15 protein-coding genes are annotated in these 16,438 nt (G+C 70.5%); 8 read left to right on the forward strand and 7 right to left on the reverse strand.

The genetic code is table 11. The annotated features are described in order from the left end of the window. Positions 1-95 precede the first annotated feature (95 nt). The 5 genes from Pth03_RS03495 (at position 96) to Pth03_RS03515 (ending at position 6,104) form a co-directional block, all read left to right on the forward strand. The gene (locus Pth03_RS03495; protein ID WP_203942624.1) at positions 96-890 is read left to right on the forward strand and encodes a CPBP family intramembrane glutamic endopeptidase; all 795 of its coding nucleotides are present in this window, start codon (positions 96-98) and stop codon (positions 888-890) included. 39 nt (positions 891-929) lie between these two features. Then, on the forward strand, positions 930-1,562 hold the full coding sequence (locus Pth03_RS03500; RefSeq protein ID WP_203942625.1) for an MFS transporter: 633 nt from the start codon (positions 930-932) through the stop codon (positions 1,560-1,562). Positions 1,563-1,650: 88 nt separating this feature from the next. After that, positions 1,651-2,385: a YcnI family copper-binding membrane protein gene (locus Pth03_RS03505; RefSeq protein WP_203942626.1), complete on the forward strand. Its 735-nt coding sequence runs from the start codon at positions 1,651-1,653 to the stop codon at positions 2,383-2,385. 188 nt (positions 2,386-2,573) lie between these two features. Beyond that, positions 2,574-5,291 (forward strand): DUF4118 domain-containing protein, encoded by a 2,718-nt coding sequence (locus tag Pth03_RS03510; protein WP_203942627.1) that lies wholly within the window; start codon positions 2,574-2,576, stop codon positions 5,289-5,291. A 600-nt stretch (positions 5,292-5,891) separates the two neighbouring features. Further along, entirely contained in the window at positions 5,892-6,104 is a 213-nt protein-coding gene (locus tag Pth03_RS03515) for a hypothetical protein (RefSeq protein ID WP_203942628.1), read from the forward strand. Between the two features lie 59 nt (positions 6,105-6,163). Here Pth03_RS03515 and Pth03_RS03520 read toward each other — a convergent pair whose 3' ends face one another. The 3 genes from Pth03_RS03520 to Pth03_RS03530 are packed head-to-tail and all read right to left on the reverse strand — an operon-like array spanning position 6,164 to position 8,286. After that, positions 6,164-6,571 carry a phenolic acid decarboxylase gene (locus Pth03_RS03520; protein WP_203942629.1) on the reverse strand — a complete coding sequence of 136 codons (408 nt, stop codon included), beginning with the start codon at positions 6,569-6,571 and terminating at the stop codon, positions 6,164-6,166. 10 nt (positions 6,572-6,581) lie between these two features. After that, a complete protein-coding gene (locus Pth03_RS03525; RefSeq protein ID WP_203942630.1) occupies positions 6,582-7,295 on the reverse strand; it encodes a maleylpyruvate isomerase family mycothiol-dependent enzyme in 714 nt (237 codons plus the stop codon). 28 nt (positions 7,296-7,323) lie between these two features. Then, positions 7,324-8,286, reverse strand: a complete 963-nt coding sequence (locus Pth03_RS03530; RefSeq protein ID WP_203942631.1) for a pirin family protein — start codon at positions 8,284-8,286, stop codon at positions 7,324-7,326. 100 nt (positions 8,287-8,386) lie between these two features. Here Pth03_RS03530 and Pth03_RS03535 point away from each other — a divergent pair, with 100 nt between their 5' ends. After that, a complete protein-coding gene (locus Pth03_RS03535; RefSeq protein WP_203942632.1) occupies positions 8,387-9,799 on the forward strand; it encodes a dihydrolipoyl dehydrogenase family protein in 1,413 nt (470 codons plus the stop codon). Positions 9,800-9,802: 3 nt separating this feature from the next. On the opposite strand, the gene Pth03_RS03540 is transcribed toward Pth03_RS03535, so the two are convergent. After that, on the reverse strand, positions 9,803-10,429 hold the full coding sequence (locus Pth03_RS03540; RefSeq protein ID WP_203942633.1) for a nucleoside/nucleotide kinase family protein: 627 nt from the start codon (positions 10,427-10,429) through the stop codon (positions 9,803-9,805). 82 nt (positions 10,430-10,511) lie between these two features. Between Pth03_RS03540 and Pth03_RS03545 the strand changes: the two genes are divergently transcribed. Further along, complete coding sequence (locus Pth03_RS03545) at positions 10,512-12,200, forward strand: GAF domain-containing sensor histidine kinase (protein WP_203942634.1); 1,689 nt, start codon at positions 10,512-10,514, stop codon at positions 12,198-12,200. A 355-nt stretch (positions 12,201-12,555) separates the two neighbouring features. On the opposite strand, the gene Pth03_RS03550 is transcribed toward Pth03_RS03545, so the two are convergent. The 3 genes from Pth03_RS03550 to mads6 form a co-directional block, all read right to left on the reverse strand. Beyond that, on the reverse strand, positions 12,556-12,963 hold the full coding sequence (locus tag Pth03_RS03550) for a pyridoxamine 5'-phosphate oxidase family protein (RefSeq protein WP_203942635.1): 408 nt from the start codon (positions 12,961-12,963) through the stop codon (positions 12,556-12,558). 52 nt (positions 12,964-13,015) lie between these two features. After that, complete coding sequence (locus Pth03_RS03555; protein WP_203942636.1) at positions 13,016-13,657, reverse strand: response regulator; 642 nt, start codon at positions 13,655-13,657, stop codon at positions 13,016-13,018. Positions 13,658-13,718: 61 nt separating this feature from the next. After that, entirely contained in the window at positions 13,719-15,137 is a 1,419-nt protein-coding gene (mads6, locus tag Pth03_RS03560; RefSeq protein ID WP_203942637.1) for a methylation-associated defense system protein kinase MAD6, read from the reverse strand. A gap of 206 nt (positions 15,138-15,343) precedes the next feature. On the opposite strand from mads6, the gene Pth03_RS03565 reads away from it, so the two are divergent. Beyond that, a complete protein-coding gene (locus Pth03_RS03565) occupies positions 15,344-16,381 on the forward strand; it encodes an NAD-dependent epimerase/dehydratase family protein (protein WP_239118728.1) in 1,038 nt (345 codons plus the stop codon). Positions 16,382-16,438 lie beyond the last annotated feature (57 nt).

A 16,438-nucleotide genomic window follows, 5' to 3' on the forward strand; every position in this document is an offset into this window, starting at 1 on the left:
CACGTCGACTAGCCTGCGGGCATGGATGACCATGCCTCCACCCGCCTCAGGGTAGCCGCCGTCACGGCCGGCCCGGTCGTCGCCGGTGCACGCCGGTGACCGCCACCCCGGAGTCCGGACCGGCGTCCGCCGACCTGCGTGGGCTCACTCCCCGGCTCATCGGCCCGGAGATCGTCGCCGTCTTCTCGGTGTCTCTCGGAGCCAGTGCGCTGCTGTCGCTCATCCGGCTGATCGGCGCGCTCACCGCGCCCGCGTCGCTCAGCGGCCAGGAGGCCGTGCTCGTCGGGTCGCTCGCCCCAGGCAGGCCCTGGCTCGACCTCACCCTGCAGATCGCCGCGATCGCGATCAACGTGGCCCCGGTGGGGCTGGTCGCCTACCTGCTGGCGAGGTCGGGCGAGTCCTTCAGGACGATCGGCGTCGACATGCGCGAGCCCGGCCGCGACCTGCTCCGCGGCGCGGCGCTCGCGGCGCTGATCGGCGGCACCGGCCTGGCGTTCTACTTCGTGGCCTTCCAGTCGGGGATCAGCCTCAACGTCGTGCCGGAGACGTTGCCCTCCACCTGGTGGCGGGTGCCGGTCCTGCTGGCCCAGGCGGCGCAGAACGGCGTGCTCGAAGAGGTGCTGGTCAGCGGATATCTGCTGCACCGGCTGGCGCAGCGCGGCTGGTCGCCCTGGCGCGCGGTGGGCGTCGCGTCGGTGCTGCGCGGCTCCTACCACCTCTACCAGGGGTTCGGCGGCTTCATCGGCAACGTGGTGATGGGCTTGATCTTCGGCAGGCTCTACCAGCGCTGGGGCCGCGCGATGCCGCTGGTCGTGGCGCACACGCTGATCGACGCGGTCGCCTTCGTCGGGTACGGCATGCTGCGCGGCAAGGTGTCCTGGTTGCCATGATCGGTGCAGGGGGTTGCGCGCGTCGGCTGGCATGAGACCATGTGGGGCGTTATGCGCGCCCGGCTGCCCCTCCGCCTCGCCCGATCGGTGTTCTTCACCGTCGTGTGCGTACTGCTGGCCGCCGCCGCGCACCGCCTCGGCGGGGGAGTGCTCCCGTCGCTGAAGACGGTGCTGGCGGCCGGTGCCGTGGTGCTGGCCTTCACCATCGCCCTTGCCGGGCGCGAACGCTCCGCCCCCACGATCAGCGTGCTGCTGGCGGTCGCGCAGCTGTTCCTCCATGAACTGTTCGACCGGGTCACGCCGGCGGTGGCGACGTCGTCGTCGTTCCTGTCCGCCCACGGGCACAGCGGTCTCGGCCCCGATCTCGGCATGCTCATCGCGCACCTCACCGCCACGCTGATCACCGGCTGGTGGCTGGCCCGCGGAGAGAGCGCCTTGTGGGCGCTGCTGCGCAGGGCGGGCGCGCGTGTCACGGGATCGTTGCGCGTCCTGCTCTCGCTGATCCGCGGCGACCTCGGCGCGCCCGCGGCGCCCCTGTCGTGGCGGTTCCCCGCCACCGTCTCGCCCCTTCGCCCCCGCAGGGGGCTGCGCCACGCCGTCACCCGGCGTGGGCCACCGCTTCCGGCCGGTCTGTGCACTTTCGTGCGGGCCGCCGGAACCACCCCCGCATAGGGATCCTTCCGGTACGGCTCGCGCGCTGTCGCCGTTCCCCGTGAACGGATCATCGTTCGATCCCCGTAGCCAGAAGTGGAGACTCCCTATGGCGTTCAACGCCGCCATCCGCCGTGCCGGTGCCGTCACCGCCGGCGTCGTCGCCCTCACCGTGGGCCTGGCCGTACCGGCCCTGGCGCATGTCACGATCAACCCCGGCACCGCGGAGAAGGGCAGCTGGAGCAAGATCGCCTTCCGCGTTCCCAACGAGAGGGACGCGGCGACGACCGACAAGATCGAGGTCGACTTCCCGACCGACCATCCGCTGCCGTTCGTCTCCGTCCGCCCGGTGCCCGGGTGGGATGTCAAGGTCACCCAGGGCAAGCTGCCCCAGCCGGTCGTCGACGACGACGGAGACAAGGTCACCGAGTCGGTGCTGAAGATCACCTGGACGGGCGGCAAGATCGACCCCGGCCAGTTCCAGGAGTTCGAGGTGTCGGTGGGCCCGCTGCCCAAGACCGTCGATGAGCTCGACTTCCCCACCACGCAGACCTACTCCAACGGCGAGGTCGTGAAGTGGGCCGACCCGCCGAAGGCCGACGGCTCTGAGGGCGAGCACCCCGTGCCGGCGCTCAAGCTGGTCGCGGCGACCGGCGACGACGACCACGGCGGCGCGGCGTCCGCCGCCCCGTCGGCGGCGCCCACCGTGGCGGCGGCGGGCACCGAGACGGCCGCCGTGTCTGACACCGACTCCACGGCGCGCACGATCGGCGCCGTCGGCATCGCCGTCGGACTCATCGGCACCGTCGTGGGCGTGCTCGGCCTGCGCCGCGCGCGGAGCTGACGCACCCTCCTGAGGCCGGCCCCCGGACACCGCCGGGAGGCCGGCCTCTCCACGTCAAGGAGCCGTCAAGACCCGCGCCGACCGCGTAGCCAACCTGTCAATGCGCACCCGTATCACCCGATTTGCGTGTTCGCTTGGCCCGGAGCCGGCCGTACCGTTGGTTCCATTGACGTTTTGGGGGAGGCGACATGCCACGCGGACGGCTGCGGATCTTCCTGGGGGCCGCACCGGGCGTGGGCAAGACCTACGCCATGCTGAGCGAGGGCGGACGCGCGCGCAGGCGCGGGCGCGACGTCGTGGTCGGCTTCGTCGAGACCCATGACCGGCCCCACACCGTCGAGCTGCTCGACGGGCTGGAGATCCTGCCGCGCCGTGTCGTCTCCTACCGGGGCGCGACGTTCACCGAGCTCGACGTGGAAGCGGTGATCGCGCGGCGGCCGAAGACGGCGCTGATCGACGAGCTGGCCCACACCAACGTGCCCGGCTCACGCAACGCCAAGCGGTGGGAGGACATCGAGGAGATCCTCGACGCCGGCATCGACGTCGTCTCCACGGTCAACATCCAGCATCTCGAGTCGGTCAACGACGTCGCCAGGCAGATCACCGGCGTGCCCCAGCGTGAGACCGTGCCGGACGAGGTGGTGCGGCGGGCCGACCAGGTGGAGCTGGTCGACATGTCGCCGGAGGCGCTGCGCCGCCGCATGGCGCACGGCAACGTCTACCTCCCGGAGAAGGTCGACGCGGCGTTGTCGAACTACTTCCGCGTGGGAAACCTGACGGCCCTGCGCGAGCTGGCGCTGCTCTGGGTCGCGGGCAAGGTCGACGACCAGCTCGACCGTTACCGGTCCGAGCACGGCATCGCCGGCACCTGGGAGACCCGCGAGCGGGTGGTCGTCGCGCTGACCGGAGGTCCCGAAGGCGACACGCTGATCAGGCGGGCGGCCAGGATCGCGGCGAGGACCAAGGGCGCCGACCTGCTCGCCGTGCACGTCACCCAGGCCGACGGGCTGAGCGGCACCGACCCGGTCGGCCTCACCCGGCAGCGCGCCCTCGTGGAGAGCATGGGCGGCACCTACCACCAGGTCGTCGGCGAGGACGTGCCGCGGGCCCTGCTCGACTTCGCCCGCGGCGTGAACGCCACCCAGCTCGTGCTCGGCGTCTCACGCCGGGGGCGGCTGGCACAGTTGCTCTCGCGGGGCGTCGGATTCACGGTGACCACCCTGTCGGGGGCCATCGACGTCCACATGATCACGCATGACGAGGTCAGCAAGGGCAGGCGGCCCACACCGTCGAGGGCCGCGCTCACCAGGACCCGCAGGCTGGCGGGCTGGGCGCTCACCGTGCTCGGCGTGCCCGCGCTCACGGCGCTGCTGCTGCCGCTGCGCGGAGACCTGACGCTGCCGAGCCAGATCCTGCTGTTCCTCGCGGCCGTCGTCGGGGTCGCCCTGGTGGGCGGCATGTGGCCGGCGATGACGGCGGCCGTCGGCGGTTTCCTGCTGCTCAACTGGTATTTCACACCGCCTGTTCACACGTGGACGATCGCCAACCCCGAAAACCTCCTCGCCCTCATCGTGTTCGTGCTGGTCGCGGGCGCGGTGAGTGCGATCGTCGATCTGGCGGCGCGCCGTACGCGGGAGGCGTCACGGGCGGGCGCCGACGCCGAGGTGCTCTCCGCGCTGGCCGGACATGTGCTGCGCGGCGAGGCCGCGCTGCCGTCGCTGCTGTCGCGGCTCAGGGAGGTCTTCGGCCTGGCGTCGGTCACCCTGCTCGAACGGCAACCCGACGTGGAGCCCAGCCTCGGCGACAAGACCGACCCCAAGGCGTGGCGCATCGTCGCCACCACCGGAGGCATGCCCTGCACTTGCCCCGGGATCGCGGACACGGAGATGCCGATCGACGACGACCTCGTGCTCGCGCTGCGCGGACGGCTGCTCGACGCCTCCGACCGGCGGGTGCTGGAGGCGTTCGCCGCAGAGGCGGCCGTGGCCCTCAGGCAGGAACGGCTGGAACGGCAGGCCGAACAGGTCAGGCCCCTCGCAGAGGCCGACAGGATGCGTACGGCACTGCTCGCGGCGGTGAGCCATGACCTGCGCACCCCGCTCGCCTCGGCGAAGGCGGCCGTCGAGAGCCTGCGCAGCACCGAGGTCGACTGGTCGGCCGAGGACCGGTCCGAGCTCCTCGCCACGGCGGAGGAGTCGTTGGCCAAGCTGAACCGGCTCGTGGCGAACCTGCTCGACATGAGCAGGCTGCAGGCGGGGGTGCTCGGCGTGCACTCACAGGCAGTGGCGTTGGAGGAGGTCGTGCCCCGGGCGATCGACGATCTCGGACAGCCGGACCTTCCCGGCTCCGCCCTGCCGCCGGGGCGACCCGTGCCGGTGGGCCGCCGCGTGCACGCGGACATCACGCATGACTTTCCCGAGGTGGTCGCCGACCCCGACCTGCTGGAGCGCATCCTGGTCAACATCATGGCCAACGCGGTCCGCTACAGCCCGCCGGACGAGCCGCCGCTGGTCACCGCCAGCTGGCACGGCGATCACGCGCAGATCAGGGTCATCGACCGCGGGCCCGGCATCCCGCGGGAGGACCACGACCGGGTCTTCATGCCGTTCCAGCGGCTCGGCGACCGGGACAACCACAGCGGCGTGGGGCTCGGGCTGGCCCTGTCGCGCGGGCTGGCCGAGGCCATGGGCGGCACCCTCACCCCGGAGGAGACCCCGGGCGGGGGTCTCACCATGATCCTCACGCTGCCGATCTGGTCGGCGGCGAAAGCCGTACGGGACGACGTGCCGGCCGGGGATCACGCGGCGGATGGCGTGCCGGCTGGGGATTACGCGGTGAGCCCGGATGACGCGGCGGCGCATGATGTGGTGAGCCGGCATGACGCGACGAGCGATACGCGGGGATAGGGCGGCATTTCTCCCACCACCATGAGCTGAAATAAGCGCATTCGCTTTTCATGTCCGGAAATTTCGCCCGAGGTGTGCGAAATGAATGACTCTGGCGCGCCTCATTGCGATTGCGTGCGATCCCGGTGCATGGTTGACGTGCCGCCGCCAATCGCCTGCACGATGGGATGAGCGACACGTCCGGATCCCCCCGGCAAACCGCCTCCACGCGGCTGAGTCACGTGGGGACTCCACATGAGGTATTTATCAGTGCCCGCTCCGCATCGACGGGCGTTCATACTCAGAGTCATGGACCCTGTCTTATCGGGGGCGAATGCCGCTTCCGTTGTCTCGGATCCGAAAGCCCGGCGGCTTGTCGGCCCGCCGGCGAGACGGCGGTCGTCCGACCGCCTCAGAAGGCCCGTCGCCCCTCGCGGCGCGGGCCGCGCGCCCGTCAGGCCCGCGCCCCGGCGCCTCGCCGTCCCGTCCATCTCGCCGCGATCCTCGCTCCGCGACTCGGCGCCTCATCCGGTGCGCCATCCGGAGCGGCGGCGGCCCGGACTGGGGCACATCGCACGGGCAGGCGGACCTCGGGCGTCCGGTCAGGCCCCGCGTCCCCAGGTGAGCCGGAGTCGCGCGCGAGCCGTGCTGGTCGTGGTGCTGGCCGTGGTCCTGCCCCTGGCGTTGCGCCTTCGCCCGTGGCCGGCCGTACCGGCCGTGCGCAGGCTCCCGGTGCGACGGGCCGCCGCGGCGGGTGACGGCGCGGGGGACGGCACACTCCGTGCCGACGGCCCGCAGGTCGATTTATTACCCGGGTCTCCGCGCCCCAGGTGAGGGCGCGGAGACCATCCCAGAACTCGGCGGCATGTGCCGCCGAGCGAGGCCGTCGCGAGTCAGAGCACCTCGAAGTAGCCATCGTCGTCCATGATGTGCCGAGGCCAGTCCGGACCCTGTGCCGTAAGGTCCCTGATCTTCTCGATGAACGCGGGATCCTGATTGTCACCCCGATAGGCGGTGAAATCTTCGGCCAGCCAAGCGGGGATGGCCGCGAAACGGTGCGATGTCCGTGTCTCCAAATACCACGTGACATGAACGATGGCACCACTCTCCTCGTACCAGGCCGTGGTCTCGATTCCTGGAGCGACCCGCTGGTAGAAGGTCCGTTGGACGGCATGCCGCCCGGCATGTGGGCCCTCACTGATGGTGTATTCGATGATGTCCGGCCCGACGCTGACGGGGTCGAACACCCAGCCTTCCGCCTGGTACCAGCGCAGTCGCGTCCCGAGGATGCTCGTGAACAAGGGTTTCCTCTCAGGCCAGGCAGCGCAGCGCGTTTCGCACCCGCGGGTCCATCGGATGATCCGCGGGCAGCCTGCCCACGGTCGCCTCGACGAAGTCGGCAGGGGTGAGCCGCGCCTCCACGTCGCCCACCGACACCGCGATGCGATCGCCCTCCGGCTCGACGAAGGCGGGCGAACCGGTCTCGTCGAGCACGAACTCGCTCACCCGCGCCCGCCACGCGAGCCTGGCCTCGGCCTCCTCCTGCGTGACGGGCGCGCCGACGTCGTCGGCGTGGGTGGCGTATTCCGAGTCGTAGTGGAAGGCCTGCAGACCCGCCGGATAGGGCCCGGCGGAGGTGCTGAGCATCGCGTCACGGCCGAGAGCCCGCATCCGCCGGCGCGTCTCGGCGTTCTTGGTGCGCCACTCCTCTAAGACGTCCTCGACGGGCCGGTTGTGGCGCCGCCGTACGCACCACTCGTTGAACGCCTCGAAGCCCCCGCCGACGCCTTCGCGGGCCAGCATGTCGAAGAAGCCCTCGAGGTCGCCGTCGAGGCAGGCCTGGTTGTAGAGTTCCTCGCCCGCGAGATGGCCGAGCACGTCGCGGACCGACCACCCCGCGCATCGGGACGGCCGCGACCAGCCCTGGTCGTCGAGCGAGGAGAAGAACCGGTCCAGCCGCCGGGCCTCGTCGTCGAAGATCTCGAACGGATCGAGATCGGCCAGTGCATCGCTTTCTGTGGTCATGCCAGAGCGTTACCCGCCAGGCGGCGGGCTAGCCGTGGCGGCCGCGGGGCTTGATCGGCGTGACGGGCAGCGTGGGCGCGGGCAGCGGAGCGCCGTCGAATCCCTCGACCGTGCCGAAGGCCGTGCCCGTGGCCCACTCCTCGCGGTAGGCCGCGATCTCCTGGGGCGTCCGGCCCACGAAGTTCCACCACATGATGATCTGTTCCTCGAACGGCTCGCCGCCGAGCAGGAGCACGCGGCCGGGGCGGCGGGCGCGCAGCGTGATGTGGGAGCGGCCGCACCCGAGGTAGAGCAGCGGTCCCGGCTCCAGGGTCTGCGCGCCGTCGTCGTCCCCTGTGATGTCGATCGTGCCGGACAGGCCCAGCAGGGCGTGTTCGAAGCCCGGCCGCAGCGGCAGGCGGATCTCCGCATCGCCGTCCAGGCTGATCTCGGCTCCGACCAGAGGCGTGTAGGTCTGTGCGGGCGACGAGGCGCCGTCCAGCTCTCCGAGCAGGACCGTCACGCTCGCCCCTGGGTTGCCCAGGGTGGGAAGCGCCGCGTGATGCTCGAAGTGCGGCTCCACCGCACGCTGCCCGTCGGGAAGGGCGATCCAGAGCTGCACCCCGTGCAACACGGCCTCGCTCAGCGACTCCTCCGAATGGGAGATCGCCCGGCCGGCCGTCATCAGGTTGAGCTGGCCCGGCTTGATGAGCTGCTCACTGCCGACGCTGTCGCGGTGGAGGACCTCGCCCTGCATGAGCCAGCTCACGGTCTGCAGGCCGGTGTGGGGATGCGGGGGCAGGCGCATGACGGCCGTCTCCGGCCCGTAGTAGTCGATGAAGCACCAGGCTCCGACCATCCGGCGCTGCCGGTTCGGGAGGGTCCGGGTGACCTTCATGCCTCGGGGGCCTCCGAGAACGACGTCACGGCCGGTGAGGAGCTCCCATACCGGGCCTTCCGTGGCCGTTCCCACGCTCACCGTCTCCTGAGGGTCCCGCTCCAGGTTGCTCATGCGAAAAATGTACGGCCTGTGCTGATGTGGGGCGCCTCGGGTCGGCGGATGACGCCAGACTGGCAGGGATATGCCGAGCCGTACGAGTTGGGAGGCGACCATGCCTGATGTCTTCGATGTGATCGTGATAGGGGCGGGGCCGGCGGGGGAGAACGTCGCGGGCCGCGTCACCCGTGGCGGGCTCACGGCCGCCGTGGTCGAGAGAGAGCTGGCGGGAGGAGAGTGCTCCTATTGGGCCTGCATCCCCAGCAAGGCCCTGTTGCGCCCGCTCGATCTCGCCGGGGAGGCGAGCAGGGTTCCCGGTCTCACGGTGAGCGACCTCGACGTCGGCGACGTGCTCGCCTGGCGCGACGAGCAGGTCTCCGGCTATGACGACGGCGGCCAGGTGGGCTGGATCGACTCGGTGGGCGCGGCGTTCGTGCGCGGTTCCGGCCGCCTGACCGGGCCGCGCGAGGTCGAGGTCGTCTCCGCCGGGGGTGAGACCCGCACGCTCACCGCCCGCCACGCGGTCGTCCTCGCGACCGGAAGCAGCCCGGTCATCCCGCCGGTGCCTGGCTTGGCCGAGGCAGGGCCGTGGACCAACCGGGAGGCCACCGGGGTGCGCTCGGTGCCGGAACGGCTGCTGGTGATCGGCGGCGGCGTGGTGGCGTGCGAGATGGCGCAGGCCCTCCACGGGCTGGGCGCGAAGGAGACCACCGTGGTGGTCCGCGGCGACCGCCTCCTGGAACGGGTGGAGCCCTTCGCCGGCGAGCTGGTCGCACGGTCCCTGGCCGAGCAGGGAGTGCGGATCAGGCTGGGCGAGACCGTCGAGCGCGTGGAACGGCCGGTGCCCGGGGGCGAGATCACCGTGCATCTGTCCGGCGGTGACGTGCTGACCGCCGACGAGATCCTCGTCGCCGCCGGGCGGCACCCCGCCACCCGTGATCTCGGCCTGTCCGCCGTCGGCCTGGACGACCGCGGCCCGGTGCGCGTCGACGACAGCATGCGGGCGACCGGCGTCGACGACGGCTGGTTGTACGCGGTGGGGGACGTCAACGGCATCAGCCTGCTCACCCACATGGGCAAATATCAGGCCCGGATCTGCGGAGACGTCATCGTCGCCCGGGCCAGGGGCGAAGCGGACGACCGTCCCGGCATGCGCGACCGGGCCGACGCCCTCGGATCGCCCCAGGTGATCTTCACGGATCCGCAGGTGTGCGCCGTCGGCCGTACGGAGGATCAGGCACGCTCGGAGGGCTTCGAGGTGCGGACGGTCGAATACGACATGGGCGCCGTCGCGGGCGCCACGCTCCTGGGGAAGGGCTACGCGGGCCGGGCCAAGGCGGTGATCGACGAACGCCGGAAGGTGCTCCTCGGCGTGACGTTCGCGGCTCCCGGGGCCGCCGAGCTGCTCCACGCGGCGACGATCGCGGTCACCGCGAGCGTGCCCCTGGACGACCTCTGGCATGCCGTACCGGCGTTTCCCACGGTGAGCGAGGTGTGGCTGCGCCTGCTGGAGGCGTACGGGATGTGAGCCTCAACTGGTGATCAGCGCGGGGTGGCGGGGATCTTCCACGCGGACCGCCACGTCGGCCGTCCGTGTGGGCTCCGCCTCGTGCTCGTACCGGTCGTAGGCCGGAAGTGTCCACCGGTCCGACTCGGCCGTACGCCGGGCCAGGGCGGCCGGGGACATCGACAGGTGCACCGTCAGGTCGAAGGGCAGGTCGCGGCCGAGCAGAAACGCGCCGTCGAGCAGCATGACGGCGCCCGGAGGCAGGGTCACATAGGGGGCGCGCGTCGCGCGATCTCTCGCGCTGTCCCACAAGGCAGGAAGGACCCGGCCCGTACGGCCCGGCCCGAGCGGAGTCAGGACCTCCCTGGTCAGCCCGGCGACGTCCAGCCATTCTGCGTAGAACACGTCGGGATCGGTCCTGCCGAACTCCAGGCGCAACGAGGCCGGGCGCAGGAAGTCGGCGGCGGACACGCGCAGAACCTCCCGCCCACGCAGGCGCAGGGGAGCGACCAGATCGTCGGCCAGCCGTTCCGGGTGGGCGGGCGGGGCGCCGTCGACGGCCACCCGCACCCAGGCGTCCCGGGGCGCTGAGGCGATGCGGTCCGCGAGCTCGTCGACGAGAAGGGACGGGGAGACCGGACGAGCGCGCACATGACCATCATCGTGGCCCGGCCCTGCCGACGCATTACCCCCTCGGGATGGTGGTGAAATGCGCAGGTGGGACAATCCGGATATGGGCGGAAGGGAGCGAAGCCCGGTCGTCCCCCCGATGCGGCTGGATGAGTTGCTGTCGGAGCTGCACGTGCGGCTCGGCCCCGCCCTGTCCACCCGCGATCACGTGAACGCCCTGCTGGAAGCCGTCGTCACGGTCGGCGGCGACCTCGATCCCGAATCGGTTCCCCGCCGGATCGTGGAGTCGGCGACCATCCTCGCCGCGGCCCGCTGCGGTGCCCTGACCAGGGCGGGCGACGAGAGCGGCACGGTGTGGTTCACCTCTGTGGACGTGCCCCGCGACGAGATCGCCGGGCTGGAACACGCCTTGTGCGCACTCGAACGGGCGGGGGCAGGGGGGCTTCGGCCGGTACGGCTGGCCCACATGAGGGAGCTGCCCGGGTTCGACGGGTTCGGCCGTGTGGCCTCCCGGGCCTTCCTTGGTGTGCCGATCCGCGTCCGGGGTGAGGTCTTCGGCCATCTCCACCTCGTGGGAAAGCTGGACGGCGCGCAGTTCGACGAGCAGGACGAGGCCATGGTCAGCACGCTGGCCTGCGCGGCCGGGGTGGCGATCGAGAACGCCCGGTTGTTCGAGGCGACCCGGCGCCGGGAGACGTGGCTCCACGCGTCGTCGGAGGTCACGACCAGCCTGCTGTGCGAGGTGTCCCCGCCGGAGGTGCTCGCCCTCATGGCGCGGAGCGCCCGGGAGATGACGGGCGGCGACGTCGCCGCCGTGCTGCTGCCCGAAGAAGATCGCACCAGGCTGCGCATCGTCATCGCCGACGGTCCGAAGGCCGACAACATCGCGCACGCCGAGGTCCCCGTGGAGGGGTCGCTCGGCGGCAGGGTCTTCACCCTCGGACATCCCATCGCGGTGGCCGACTTCGCCGAAGCGGAGATGCCTGCCGCGGTCGCCGGAGGCATACGGCCGGGCCCGGTCCTCGTCGTGCCGATCGGCGCGCCCGGCGCCGTGCGGGGAGTGCTGACGGTGTTCAAACAGGCCGGGTCCGCGCCGTTCAACCAGGCGGAGTCGCGGATGCTGCATTCCTTCGCCGGCCAGGCGGCCATCGCGCTGGAGCTGGCCGAGTCGCGGCGAGACGCCGAACGCCTCAGACTGCTCGAAGACCGGGACCGCATCGCCAAAGACCTGCACGACGTGGTCATTCAGCGCCTCTTCGGGGTCGCCATGGGGTTGACCAGCATCGTCCGCATGGTCGAACGGCCGGAAGGCAGCGTCCGCCTCCGCCACGCGATCGACGAGCTCGACGACACGATCAGGCACATCCGCTCGACCATCTTCGCCCTGCAGGCGCCGCTCGACACGTTGGGTGGGCTGCGCTCGCGCATCGTCAGCCTGGTCGACGAGAGCGGCACACGGCTCGGCTTCATGCCCAGCCTGCGGATGGACGGCCAGCTGGACAACCAGGTTCCCGGCGAGATCGCCGAACAGGCGCTCGCGGTGCTGAGGGAGGCGTTGTCCAACATCGTCCGTCACGCCAAGGCCGGCCGCGCCGACGTGCACGTCCAGGTGGCGGACCGCCGGTTCACCCTCGTCGTCCGCGACAACGGCATGGGCATCCCCGAAGGCGGACGGCGCAGCGGTCTTCGCAATCTGGAGGAGCGCGCCCGGAGGCTCGGCGGCGGCTTCGAGGTCGTGTCGCCCGCCGAGGGTGGCACCCGTCTTTCCTGGTCCGTCCCCCTACCCCGCTGACAAGCCCCCCCTTGGGTGTGATCCCTGCCCTCATGGTGGTGATCATGCAGAAGTTCGCCAGGGGGCAGGGTGACCTGGGCGGACCCTTCCCGTGATCATGCAGAAGTTCGGCGCATGGTCGGCTGAGCTGGGCATATGTGGTTCGTGATCATGCATAACCAGGTTGTGCATGATCACGGAGTGCGTACATGCAGGTAGGCGGGGCTGCGGGCGAACTACTGCATGATCACGAAATGTGTTTCAGCAGCTCACGGCGTGTGTCGTCGAACTTCTGCATGATCACGGGAAGGGTTTTGGCAGCTCGCGCGGCATGTCACCGAAGTTCTGCATGATCACCACAAGGCTTGGGTGGTGATTAATTACGGACGCGGCGGCCGGAGATTTCGCGGGGGGCCATCACGATGAAGTGGTTGTTGTTCTCGGGCACCCACGGGGTCAGGGGCAGCAGCGAAAGACGGGAGATCTCGTCGGGCTCCTCCACCGCGTGGGCGTGCCCCACCGCGGTCACCGACCAGCCGATGCGGCGGGCGGAATCGAAATGATCGGCCTCGAAGGCCACGACGGCGTTCCTGGCGGCGGCCGCGACCTTCGAGTCGACGGTGGTACGGATGATCACGTTGCCGTCGAGCATGCAGAAGGCGACCGGTTGCACGGCGGGAAGTGCCCGGTCGGTGAAGACGATCCTGCCGATCGGCGTGGAAGCCAGCAGGTCGAGGCACTCGTCTCGCGTGAGAATTTCCAGGCCTGCCGAGTCGAGCTTCATGTGATCAAGCCTGCGTGCGAGACGGAACCATGGATTAGGGGCAAAGGTCCCGTCATTCCTGGCGATCGGCCTTCAAGCGGGCCGCCAGCGCCGCGGCCTGCGTACGGCGCTGCATGCTGAGCTTGCTCAGCAGGTTGGACACGTAGTTCTTGACGGTCTTCTCCGCGAGGAACAGCCGTTCGCCGATCTGCCGGTTGGTCAGCCCCTCACCGATCAGTTCGAGGATGTGCCGTTCCTGGTCGGACAGCGCGGCCAGCGGATCCTTTCTGGACGCCTGGTCGCGCAGGCGTCTGAGCATGGTGGCCGTGGTGTGCGGGTCGAGCAGCGACTGTCCTGCCGCCACGGTGCGGACCGCTCCGACGAGGTCTGATCCGTGGATCTGCTTGAGCACATATCCGGACGCGCCGGCCATCACGGCGTTGAACAGCGCGTCGTCGTCGGCGAACGACGTGAGGATCAGGAAGGCTGAGTCGGGCACCTTCGACCGCACTTCGCGGCAGACGTCGACGCCGCTCCCGTCGGGCAGGCGCACGTCGAGCACCACGACGTCGGGCTTGAGCGCGGGAATGCGGGCCTGGGCCGATTCCGCGGTTCCGGCCTCGCCGATGATCTCGATGTCGTCTTCGGCTTCGAGGAGAGCCGCGACGCCTCGCCGGACGACCTCGTGGTCGTCCACGAGGAAAACCCGAATCATGTGACGAACGCTAACGCGGCGCCCGCGGCCGCTGTAGGGGCCAAGGTCCCGACGTGATCGATCATCGGGAGGACCGGCGGAACACGGCCCGCAGGCGATCCCACAAGATCGGCCGCTTGAGCCGGGTGCCTTCCTCGCGGATGTGGACCTTTCTCGCCTGCCGCAACTCGAGGCGGGCCGTCGCGGCATCCGGGCGTTTGGACGGCGTGTGGTCGCGCATGCTCCGTACCAGGTCCATGACCTCGGGCGGCACCGCGCCCGCGTGGGCTTCGCCGTCCGAGTCGGGGAAGGGCAGCTGCCCGGTGAGCAGCTGGAACGCGATCACCCCGGCGGAGTAGACGTCGGAGGCGGGCGTCATCCGGTCGGGCCTTGCGCGGCATTCCGGGGCGACGTAGTGGGTGTCGAGGATGTTGGGCAGCTCGCCGGCGACGGTGTGCTTGCGCGGCCCGGGTTTGGCGTAGTCGAAGCCGGTCAGCATGGCGTGGCCGTTCTCGGTCACGAGCACGCAGGCGGGCGTCAGCGCCCTGTGGATGACCCGATTGGCGTGCACGTGGGCCAGGCCCTGGAGCATGTCCTCCAGCACGTCGAGCTTGGCTTCCGTGGTCAGCGGGCGGCCGGTCAGGTGCAGGTGGAGCGCCTGGCCGTGCACGTCGTCGAGCACCAGCACGAACCGGCTCTCGTCGTCGATCGCGAAGAAGTCGCGGGAGCGCACCACGCAGGGATGCGGGGGGATCTTGGCCAGCGACTGGTAGGCGTTGGCGATGCGCCGCTGCTCGGCCACGCGCCGGTGTTGTTCGGCCATGGGATCGGCGCGGTAGACCCGCAGGAGCACGGTCTCGCTGGTCGGGGCGGTGGCGTTGACCGCGCGGTATTCGGTGACCCGGCTGTCGCCGCCGAGTTGCTCCTCGACCTCCCAGTTGCCGAATCGCGGCGGGGCGGTCGGGCGGCGCACGCTTCCGTTGAGCGCCTCGATCACCGCGGTCCTGTACGGCGTGGCGTCGCGGCTGCAGCCGTGCCTGACCCGGGAGACGTCGCTGAGGATGTCGACGAGGCCGGCGAGGTCGGTGACGTGCCGGGCGTCCCTGCCGCTCGGGTCGATGAGCACTGCCCCTGGCGCGGTCAGCACGACGACGTTGTCGACGTAGAGGCGCTCCAGCTCGCGGTGTTCGTCGATCAGCACGCCCTTGAGGGCACGGGCGGTGCCCCTGAGCTTGGCGACCGGGGAGCCGAACGCCTCCCTGTGCTGGGGGAACCACCGGGTGCCGTCCACTTCGAAGCGGCCGCGGGCCCCCTTGACGTCGATGACGCAGAGCGAGTGCCCGGTGAGGACGACGATGTCGACCTCGAACAGGTCGGCGCCGCGGGGGATCTCTATGTTGTGCAGCAGCAGCCAGTCATCGGGGGCGTTGTCCCGCAGGTGGGCGATGACCCTTCTTTCGGCGTCATTGACGGGCCGTCCGCCTCCGACGATCTGAGCCATCTTCCCCTGCCGCCTCTCTGACCAGAATGAGAACTTGATCCTCCTAGGTATCGGTATTCCCGTACCATCACAGGATTCCCCGGCCTTGCCAAAGCGCACCTTTTGTTCAGTTCCGCAATGGGCGAAATGCCGGTCGGGCGGCACGCGGGTCCGCAGCCCGTTTGCCGCCCGATTTGTCCGGAAACGCATTATCTATGCGGATTGTTGTGACGGGCGCTACAGGCAACGTCGGAACGAGTGTCGTCTCGGCGCTCGAAGCCGAACCGGCGGTGACCTCGATCGTGGGGGTCGCGCGCCGACGGCCCGACTGGCAGACCGTGAAGACCGAATGGCGCGCCGCCGACGTGCGCTCCGACGACCTGCACCCGATCTTCTCCGGAGCCGACGCCGTCATCCACCTGGCCTGGTTGTTCCAGCCGACGCATGATCCCGTCGTCACCTGGAAGGCCAATGTGACCGGAAGCATCCGGGTCTTCCGTGCGGCCGCCGAAGCGCACGTGCCGGCGCTGGTGCACGCGTCGTCCGTCGGGGCCTACTCGCCGGGGCCCAAGGACCATCCCGTCGACGAGGGCTGGCCCACGCACGGATGGCCGAACGCGGCGTACTCGCGGGAGAAGGCCTACGTGGAGCGCGTCCTCGACGTCTTCGAGCGGGATCATCCAGGCATCCGGGTGGTCCGCATGCGCCCGGGTTTCATCTTCAAGCGCGAGTCGGCCACGCAGCAACGGCGGCTGTTCGGAGGCCCGTTCGTCCCTCAGAGACTGGTACGGCCGGGCCTCATCCCGTTCGTGCCGGACATCCCCGGTCTGCGCCTCCAGGCGCTGCACTCCGACGACGCCGGGCAGGCTTACCGGCTGGCCGTGACCCGGCCGGTCTCCGGCGCGTTCAACCTGGCGGCGGATCCCGTCCTCGATCCGGCGGTGCTCGCCGAGGCGCTGGGGGCGCGCCGTGTCCCGGTGCCGCCATGGCTGGTCAGGTCGGCGATCGCGGCCGGCTGGCACATGCGCCTGGTGCCGTCGTCGCCCGGCCTGGTCGAGATGGCCCTGCGAATTCCGGTCATGGACGTCACCCGGGCCTGGGACGAGCTCGGCTGGCGGCCCCGCCGTACGGGGATCGATGCCGTGCGCGAGCTGATCGAGGGCGTGCACGAGGGGGCCGGGATGGCCACGCCTCCGCTGGCCTCCGTCGCCCGGCCGTGGAACCGGATCAGGGAACTGGCCGGGGGCGTGGGAGGCCGCCCGTAGAAAGGGGAGGCCGGGCACGGCGAGCGGTCGGGTCGCCGTGCCCGGCGGTCAAATGCC

This window comes from Planotetraspora thailandica (assembly GCF_016863335.1).
Lineage (GTDB): Bacteria > Actinomycetota > Actinomycetes > Streptosporangiales > Streptosporangiaceae > Planotetraspora > Planotetraspora thailandica.

Coding starts and splice junctions, on each gene's coding strand:
- Pth03_RS03500 (WP_203942625.1), top strand. CDS start 930: ATGTGGGGCGTTATGCGCGCCCGGCTGCCCCTCCGCCTCGCCCGATCG.
- Pth03_RS03505 (WP_203942626.1), top strand. CDS start 1,651: ATGGCGTTCAACGCCGCCATCCGCCGTGCCGGTGCCGTCACCGCCGGC.
- Pth03_RS03510 (WP_203942627.1), top strand. CDS start 2,574: ATGCCACGCGGACGGCTGCGGATCTTCCTGGGGGCCGCACCGGGCGTG.
- Pth03_RS03525 (WP_203942630.1), bottom strand. CDS start 7,295: ATGACCACAGAAAGCGATGCACTGGCCGATCTCGATCCGTTCGAGATC.
- Pth03_RS03530 (WP_203942631.1), bottom strand. CDS start 8,286: ATGAGCAACCTGGAGCGGGACCCTCAGGAGACGGTGAGCGTGGGAACG.
- Pth03_RS03535 (WP_203942632.1), top strand. CDS start 8,387: ATGCCTGATGTCTTCGATGTGATCGTGATAGGGGCGGGGCCGGCGGGG.
- Pth03_RS03545 (WP_203942634.1), top strand. CDS start 10,512: ATGGGCGGAAGGGAGCGAAGCCCGGTCGTCCCCCCGATGCGGCTGGAT.
- Pth03_RS03550 (WP_203942635.1), bottom strand. CDS start 12,963: ATGAAGCTCGACTCGGCAGGCCTGGAAATTCTCACGCGAGACGAGTGC.
- Pth03_RS03555 (WP_203942636.1), bottom strand. CDS start 13,657: ATGATTCGGGTTTTCCTCGTGGACGACCACGAGGTCGTCCGGCGAGGC.
- mads6 (WP_203942637.1), bottom strand. CDS start 15,137: ATGGCTCAGATCGTCGGAGGCGGACGGCCCGTCAATGACGCCGAAAGA.